Below are 8828 nucleotides of genomic sequence, written 5' to 3'. Positions count from 1 at the left end.
TCTAGATGTTGCAATAACTATGGCTGTTAATGCCATTACTGATGAAAATGCTCTAAATTGGTTTAATCATTGTGGTTTATTCTTTGAGCCTATTTAGATAGCTCTTTTTGTAGTGACTTTGATCGCAAACTGCTGTAACTGCGATCGCTCGGAAACTGAACTAGATAAGCCTACTCTCCAACTGGTACAAATCTAAGCAATACGATGACAGTAGAAGTAACTTTAGATAGAGCCGAAATCATTGACGTTCTAAATATATACGCAATAAAATTATTGTTGTAGAACCTAATGATAGACGTTCATCAAAATAATTTGCCCAGAGAATAAGCACGAGCAATATTAAAGATAATTTGGATAAAACAAATGAACACCAAAATTATTGCTTTCTTGGGGATTACGGCAGCCTTTGCAAGCTTAGGAAGCCAAGTATACGCACAGTCACCAACATCAAGCTCAAATCTAGAGCAATACAGATCAACTGGTAATTCTCTCATTGGAATTGATCAAAGAACAGCCCAAGAAGACTTTAAAAGCTTTTTTGAGCAAACTAATCCAGCAAGCATTTCCAACAATAATAGAAGAGACAATAAAACTCCAGTCACAATCCAGTTTAACGAATCATTATCACAGCCAGACAGTTCTGTTTTATTAGCACCGGCTCAGTCTGGGAATGACAATGATGGATTGCAAGTGCAGTTAGATATAGGGAGAGAATAATTTAGGTATAAAGGTTGACGCTGTAGTTTTGAGCGTAGATGCCTTATTTGCCTGATCATCAGCAAAAACAAAGTCGGCTTACTTGCTCACCTTTCGCTTTTAGGCAGGGGAGCAGGGAGCAGGGGGAGGAAAAAGCGTTTTGATTCCAAAAATTGGATAATTGATTTTTTAGAGTTCTCCAAAGTTCCAGGCTAACAGCTAAAGTCTACTGAAATCGAGTAGAGATTTTTGACTATATTTAGTCATCTTCAGATGACTTTAGCTATTAGCAAGGAACTTCAGTTCCTTGCGGGACATGATTTTTACGTTAAAGTCCCCTACTATTTATCTGTTGCAAAAATTTCGTCAATAGTATCAGACCAAATATTTCTGCTTGAATCAAAACAGTTTTGTTAGGAAATATAGCCCTTCTCGAATGGAAGCAATCATTTTGACCTCACTTCCATTCCTCTTTCCTAAAAGGCTACGGTGTACACACAATTCTTCTAGAGTTACCCCACAGGCTTTGATCCCCCCCTTAAAAAGGCTACGGTGTATACACAAGTCGAAAAATTCTCTACCCACATTTTTGTCAGAGTAAAATCACACAGACAGGCAATCCCGCCCAGAACTGAAGTTCAGGGCTGATAGCTAAAGTCCACTCAAGTGGACTGAATTAATCATTTAGTCCACTTGAGTGGACTTTAGCTATGAGACTCGGAATTCATTCCGAGGCGGGATAGAAACGCAGTGCGAGATTTATTAATAAAGATATAACTGCGACAGACTTGTGTGTACACCGTAGCCTTAAAAAGGGGGGCAAAAACCTTTCAAAGTCCTCCTTTTTAAGGAGGATTTAGGAGGATCTACAAGACTTTGGTTTTGTATAAAGATGCTTGTACACCATAGGCTTTGATGCTCACTCCCCTTCCGTCGCAGGGAAGGGGCTGGGGGTTAGGTCTGTATTCCACACAATTGAGAACCGCTATATTGTTAATAAGCTGTTGCGCCTTTAATTTGCACTAATATTTTTTCAATATGCTTGTGGGGTGGGCATCTTGCCCGCCCTGATTGTGCAAGTTGTATACATAACAGCTTACAGCAGCAATTTTAGCTGCTCATCCTACGTCCTCCACAAGCATAAAGTTTCTTATCTAACTAAATCTGCCTTCCTAAATTGCTAAATGTGCAATCATTTTGCAGTAAAATTAATCGTCTAGATAAGAGGAGGGCTTTTAGATGACTCGTGTCATCATTGTGCGCCACGGTCAAAGCGGTTATAACACCGAGCGGCGTATTCAGGGACGCACTGATGCGTCAACATTAACCGAGAAAGGTCGTAACGATGCAAGTATTGCTGCCAAAGCCCTCAGCAATATTTTATTTAATGCGATTTACAGCAGTCCCCTGCAACGAGCGAAACACACAGCAGATATTATCCATAGTGAGTTAGCTACTCATCCTGAACAGTCTGCTGTAATCCAAGTTTCTGATTTGCTGCTAGAAATTGACTTACCTTTATGGGAAGCACTGCTAACTGCTGAAGTTAAGCAGAAATTTGCCGAAGACTACCGGACTTGGCATCAACGCCCCGACGAACTGCGGATGCTGCTAAATGATGCACAAGGGACAAGAGAACATTTTCCTGTTCTTGCTTTATACGAACAAGCGCGGCACTTTTGGCAAGAAACTTTGTCCCAACATCAAGGCGAAACTATTCTCATAGTGGGACATAACGGCATTAATCGCGCCCTGATTAGCACAGCCTTGGGAATCCCTGCAAGTCGCTACCATTCAATACAGCAATCTAACTGTGGTATCACCGTACTAAATTTTGCTGGAGGATTGGGAGAACCAGTTCAGCTAGAATCCTTAAATCAGACACAACACACTGGGGAAAGTCTACCCTCATTGCGACCGGATCATCAAGGAATACGGTTGTTATTGGTGCGTCACGGTGAAACTGACTGGAATCGCCAAACCAGGTTTCAAGGGCAAATTGATGTCCCCCTGAACGACAACGGTAGACAACAGTCGCAAAAAGCAGGCGAATTTCTCCAAGATGTAGCGATTGATTATGCTGTCAGTAGCCCAATGCTACGCCCGAAAGAAACAGCAGAGATTATCCTAAAACAACATCCTAATGTAAAGTTAGACTTGCAAGATGGTTTAAGAGAAATCAGCCACGGACTCTGGGAAGGAAAATTTGAATCCGAAATAGAACAAGAATTTCCCGGAGAGTTGCAGCGCTGGCGGTTAGTGCCAGCCCAAGTGCAAATGCCTGAAGGGGAAAATTTGCAAGAGGTGTGGGAACGTAGTGTTGCAGCTTGGCAATCAATTGTAGAAACTGCATCAACTAATCAATTCAAAACTGTATTAGTAGTAGCTCACGACGCAACTAATAAAACCTTACTTTGTCACGTTCTAGGTTTATCGCTGGAAAATTTCTGGAATTTCCGTCAGGGTAATGGTGCAGTTAGTGTTATCGACTATCCTTGTGGAATGGATGGTTTACCAGTATTGCAAGCGATGAACATTACCGCTCACTTCGGCGGAGGCGTACTAGATAAAACAGCAGCAGGGGCGTTGTAAAAAAGTTAGGAGCCATTCAATTTTGGATTTTGAATTTTGGATTTTGGATTGAAGAATAAATCTAAAATCAAAAATTGCCAGGGTTAGGAGTTAGGAATAAAGTTAGGAGTGAAAAATTATGAGTGATGAATAAAGTTAGAAGTGATGAGCAAGGAACAAATAACTCATAACTCTTAACTCTTAACCCCTAATATCATGTTTGCATAATTAGTTATGATTTCCACAGTCATTGTACCCCACCCCTTAATCCCCTCCCCGCAAGCGGGGAGGGGAGACAAAGCGTAGCTTTGGCGGGGTGGGGTTCTTCAGGTTTAATAAGTAATCAAGCGAACATGACATAACTCATAACTAAAAACTTTTATGACTGAACTACTGCAAAAAGTACGGGTAATTGACCCAGTTTCTAAAATCGATGAACTCTTTGATGTGCTGATTGCTGATGGTTATATCCAAGAAGTGGCTTCGCATATTACTGACATCAGCCCTGATACTCCAGTCAGAGATTGTCGGGGATTAGTTATCGGGCCGGGGTTAGTAGATTTGTACAGCCATTCCGGTGAACCAGGGTTTGAAGAACGAGAAACCCTATTGTCTCTCTTGCAATCTGCTACTGCTGGCGGCTTTACCAGAATTAGCATCTTACCCAATACATCCCCAGCTATTGATAACCCTGCACTTCTGGCACAGTTGCAGCAAAAGAGACACGGGAAAATAAAAGAGAGCGAAAAAATTAATTCAGCTCCCCCTGCCTCTCCTGTCCCCCTACTTCACATCTGGGGTGCTATCACCCTAGATGTTGCTGGCAAGCAAATGACGGAATTGGCAGATTTAGCGTCTGCTGGAGTTGTTGGTTTTAGCGATGGTAAGCCTTTAGAGAATTTGGCGCTAGTGCGGCGAGTGTTAGAGTATGTCCAGCCGTTGGGCAAACCAATCGCATTTTGGCCAAGCGATCGCCAGTTATCAGCAAATGGTGTAATGAGAGAAGGGGCAAATGCTCTGCGTTTTGGTTTACCCCCAATACCCGCCAGCGCCGAAACTAGTGCGATCGCAGCTTTATTAGAATTGGTTGCAACCATTGGTACACCAGTCCATATTATGCGCGTCTCTACATCTCGCAGCGTGGAACTCATCGCTTCAGCTAAGGCTGCTGGTTTACCCATCACCGCCAGCACCACCTGGATGCATCTTTTACTTGATACAAAAGCAGTTAAGAGTTATAACACTAGCTTGCATTTAGACCCGCCATTAGGAAATTCTAGTGATGTAGCGGCGTTGCGTGCAGGAGTGCGTGCGGGTGTGATAGATGCGATCGCTATTGATCACACACCCTACAGCTATGAAGAAAAAGTCCAAGCCTTTGCCGAAGCGCCTCCAGGGGCAATTGGTTTAGAGTTAGCATTACCTTTGCTATGGCAATATCTCGTTGAAACTGAAGAATTTACAGCCTTAGAATTATGGCGGGCATTGAGTACCAGTCCAGCAGAGTGTTTGGGGCAAACAGTCAGTGCGATCGTACCTCATCAACCAGCAGAACTTACTTTATTTGATCCCCAGCAAACCTGGAAAGTCGAACGAAAAAGTCTTTATACTCTTTCACAAAATACACCTTGGCTAGGACAACAGTTGAAGGGTCATGTTGTGCAAACTTGGTGTTGAAAAATGCCAAACACTCTGAGAGGATTTTGATATCATGTAGGGTTGAAGACTTATGATTTAAACTGACGCGTCCCCGCATCAGAGCGTCAGCCAAGTCTTATAACCTTAAATTAATCAATTTTTAACTTTTTTGGATCAGCATTTGTAGTAAAAATGCGTGTACAAGTAAGAGCAATAAGATATTTGAGTGTAACTGTTTTTGTTAAGCAGAACACATGACTTTCATGAAGAAAAATGTAGCAATTGCAAGGAGTAGCTGTGTTTTTTTTGAAAAAACTTAATAAAAAGTTTCTGAAATTTTTAAGTGTTACTTTCTTCGTGCTGACGTTAGTTTTATACCCTTCTCTTTTAGGACGTGTACCGTTAGTCAGCTCACTTTCATCAGAGGTTAGCATTATCCAGGCGTTGGCAAAGCCACTCCAAGGGAGTATCGCTCCTGAAAATGCACCAGCAACCATTCAATTTGATACTAGTCAAGCTGCCTTTGCATCTGAAGGTTCAGAAGCAAAAGCCGGCAAGAAAGATCCTGTCCTTGACTTTTTCAAAATGGCGATGGGTGCGTTAGCAGGTTTAGTGCTGTTTATCTTTGGTGTCACCCGTCTGTCTGAAGGGCTAGAAAACCTGGGGACAGAGCGGATGAAAAATTTCTTAAGTAAATGTACCACCAATCGCTTTGCTGGTGTACTCACTGGAGCGGTAGCAACGACGCTATTAGAGTCCTCCTCAGTGACAATTATCATGGTAATTGCAATGGTGAGTGCTGGTGTATTGACCTTCGTGCAATCCCTCGGTGTGGTACTCGGATCTAATATTGGTACAGCAGTCGGGGCACAGATCATCTCTCTCGACATTAAACTGTATGTTCCCCTATTAATGTTTGCCGGGTTATTGCTGTTATTTCTGGGAAAAACAGATCGGCAGAAAACCATCGGCATTATCATACTGGGATTTGGCTTAATGTTCTATGGGCTAGAAGCAATTGACGAAGCGATGAAGCCCTTCCGCACATACACACCATTCATCACTTGGATGGAAACCTTAGGCAGTAATCCTTTCTTGGGTGCTGTAGTCGGAGCCATTTTTACCGTGATCATTCAATCTTCCTCTGCAACGGTGGCGATCGTGATTACTTTGGCAAGTTCTGGCATCATTGCTCTGCCTGCGGGAATCGCAATTATGTTAGGTGCAGAGGTTGGTACTTGCGCTGATACATTATTGTCTACCGTTGGTCGGGGTAGCGCGGCTCTAAGAACAGGCGTTTTTCATTTCCTGTTTAACCTGGTCAGTGCCACTGTGGGGATTATTTTTGCACCTCAACTCGTCCAACTAGCTCAAGCAATCTCTGGTGGAGGTGGCGTAGGGCGACAAGTTGCTAATGCTCAGATGATCTTTAACATCTTAGGTGTTGTGCTTTTAATTGGCTTTTTGCCTATAGTTGTTCGCCTGTTAGAAAAGCTCGTTCCTGATAGTCAAGCTGATTTAGAACGGCAACGTCGCCAACAAGAGAAGCAGAAAACGTCTGAACAAGTCGGTGCTAGTGCTTAAAGTAGGTAAAACGATCATGGTTTCTCAAACTCGATTGGCATTTTTAATCTCGTTGGCAACTTTGGGATTGGCAGCTTGCGGTAATAATCAAACAGAGGATACAACAGTTTCCTTTCCTCAAGCTGTAACTCAAGCAGAGGAAGTGAACGCTTCGGGAAATTTATCAGGGTCGATTAAGATTGACGGCTCTAGTACAGTATTTCCGATTTCAAAGGTGATGACAGAAGCATTCCAGAAGTCAAATCCTAGTGTGCAATTCACAGTAGGAGTGTCAGGAACAGGCGGAGGATTTAAAAAATTCTGTGCCAATGAAACTGATATTAGTGGCGCATCTCGCCCAATCAATGCTGAAGAAATGCAGCTTTGTAAGCAAAATAATGTAGAGTTTGTTGAGCTACCCATTGCCTTTGATGGGCTGGCAGTTGTGGTCAACTCCCAAAACAATTTTGCCAGTTGCTTGAAATTGGATGAATTGAAAAAGATGTGGGAGCCAGCCGCCCAAGGCAAAGTAACGAATTGGAACCAAATTCGTTCTAACTTTCCCAATCAACCTTTAAGTCTTTATGGGCCTGACACTGAGTCTGGTACTTATGACTATTTCACACTTGCAGTTGTAGGTGAGGAAAGAAAAAGCCGCAGTGACTATTCTAAGAGCAAAACTGACACAGCTTTGGTGGAAGGAATTGCGGCTAATCCTAATGGATTAGGCTATTTTGGCTATGCCTACTACTTAGCAAATCGAGACAAACTGAAACTTATGGCTGTTGATAGCGGTAGTGGTTGTCTACAGCCCAGTCCCCAAACGATCGCTGATTCTCGTTACCAACCGCTTGCTCGCCCCGTATTTATTTACGTCAAGAAATCGGCTGCAAAACGTCCTGAAGTTAAAGCTTTCAGCAATTTCTATCTCTCACCACAGAACGCCAACTTAATCCTCCAAGTTGGTGATGTACCCCTACCCAGCATCGCCTTACAAGCAGCCAGTAGTCGCTTGGAGAGGGGTGAGACGGGGACTAAATTTGGCGGTAGAGGTTCTGTGATTGGCGTGAAACAAGAAGCTCTCAATTAGAGTGGAAAGCTCCTGAACTTGTGGGCGTCGGTTCCTTGGCATAGTTTTGATTGAACAACTGGCAGCGTTTTTGAAGCGACGGCTTTGATTTCCTCAAACTTCGTCTGGTTTGTTATTCCAGTGGGTTTAACAATACAATCAAGTCGTGTCTAATACCAATTTAACATGAAGCTGCATAGAATAAAGCTTCCAAGATAAAGTTGTAAGAAGAGACAGAAATTACCTGCTCAAATGTAAGTTGGTCGAATATTTCTTGGATGCGATGCCTACGGCGGGCTACGCCTACGCCTAAAGCTTGTAAAGAAGAGAAAAGTTGATTTTTGAGAGGTTTCTTAAGAGCTTGCCAAAGCCTTTCTTTCTTGATTGAGTTCAGGAGCCGATGGTGGTTGAAATAGAGGAATAATAAACTCTTGCTAGCTAATCGCTGAACTTGTATGAGCCGGCGCTTGGTCAATCTGTAAAATTGCATAATCCGAGCCTAATTGCACAGATAGCCAGTCCAAAAACTGTTGAAAACACTCGCCATCTAGTTTTGGATATTCATAATATTATGATCTCCAGTCAATGGTTCAATTGCACCATAAATCCAAAAGTTATCTCTTGGCCATATCACCTTAACAGTGGGCTTGACTCCGGAAGCTGTAATCACTTTTCCTGTGAGAGTTTTTAGTCCTACCCTCGTTTCATCCTGGCACAGGTAGCGAAAACACTTGCCGGGTGCTAGATATTTTTCTAGACAATTAAGAATGATTCCGAGTTTTTTTAAATTCAGATACCAATTTCTCGTCTTGATTATGGCTTTGAGGGCGAGGCACTTTTAGTTTTGCCCCTAATCGATATCGAACCCAGGCATAAACCGTTGCATACTCTATATCTTGTCCATGTTCTTCTTTTAACCACTCAACTATTGCACCATAGCTACTAAAGCCTTTTCCTGTTTTTAACTCTTCCTTAAGTGCTGCAATCGCAGCATCATCGATTTTTCGTTTTGCTCCTGGTGCCTTTTTGATTTCTAATAAGCCTGATATCCCATCAATTCTGTACTTCTGCAACCATCTCGTGACCGTTGAAGTATCTTTTGCCAAGCGTTTTCCGATTTCTTGCTGCTCCTTAACCTGCCCGCTTTTTATCCACCACAGCATAATAAGCTTTTCTTTCTGGTTTCCTAAATTCGCTGTTTGTAGACGTTTTTTAAGTTCTTCTTCGCTCTCTGCGATTTCAATCTGAAAAGGGCGGCTCATGGTTATTTTAATTTATCGAGTTGTTTTCT

The 8828-nt window shown here is 42.5% G+C and carries 7 protein-coding genes; 5 read left to right on the top strand and 2 right to left on the bottom strand.

All coding sequences use genetic code 11. From position 1 onward, the window contains the following. Positions 1-363: 363 nt before the first annotated feature. The 5 genes from VE944_RS08415 (at position 364) to VE944_RS08395 (ending at position 7558) form a co-directional block, all read left to right on the top strand. On the top strand, positions 364-717 hold the full coding sequence (locus VE944_RS08415; protein WP_324975084.1) for a hypothetical protein: 354 nt from the start codon (positions 364-366) through the stop codon (positions 715-717). Positions 718-1935: 1218 nt separating this feature from the next. After that, on the top strand, positions 1936-3288 hold the full coding sequence (locus VE944_RS08410) for a histidine phosphatase family protein (protein ID WP_324975081.1): 1353 nt from the start codon (positions 1936-1938) through the stop codon (positions 3286-3288). Between the two features lie 360 nt (positions 3289-3648). After that, the gene (locus VE944_RS08405) at positions 3649-4944 is read left to right on the top strand and encodes a dihydroorotase (RefSeq protein WP_324975079.1); all 1296 of its coding nucleotides are present in this window, start codon (positions 3649-3651) and stop codon (positions 4942-4944) included. Between the two features lie 258 nt (positions 4945-5202). Beyond that, on the top strand, positions 5203-6489 hold the full coding sequence (locus VE944_RS08400) for a Na/Pi cotransporter family protein (protein WP_324975076.1): 1287 nt from the start codon (positions 5203-5205) through the stop codon (positions 6487-6489). A gap of 16 nt (positions 6490-6505) precedes the next feature. Continuing rightward, the gene (locus tag VE944_RS08395; RefSeq protein WP_324975073.1) at positions 6506-7558 is read left to right on the top strand and encodes a PstS family phosphate ABC transporter substrate-binding protein; all 1053 of its coding nucleotides are present in this window, start codon (positions 6506-6508) and stop codon (positions 7556-7558) included. A gap of 160 nt (positions 7559-7718) precedes the next feature. Here VE944_RS08395 and VE944_RS08390 read toward each other — a convergent pair whose 3' ends face one another. Further along, positions 7719-8027, bottom strand: coding sequence for a hypothetical protein (locus VE944_RS08390; RefSeq protein WP_324975071.1), 309 nt, complete (start codon positions 8025-8027; stop codon positions 7719-7721). A 271-nt stretch (positions 8028-8298) separates the two neighbouring features. Then, entirely contained in the window at positions 8299-8799 is a 501-nt protein-coding gene (locus tag VE944_RS08385) for a helix-turn-helix domain-containing protein (RefSeq protein ID WP_324975068.1), read from the bottom strand. Between the last annotated feature and the right edge of the window lie 29 nt (positions 8800-8828).

The organism is Nostoc sp. (genome assembly GCF_035638895.1).
In the GTDB taxonomy this organism is placed as follows: Bacteria; Cyanobacteriota; Cyanobacteriia; order Cyanobacteriales; family Nostocaceae; genus Nostoc.
Note: the sequence above shows the minus strand (reverse complement) of the source record. Positions and strands in the feature narration are given on the sequence as shown.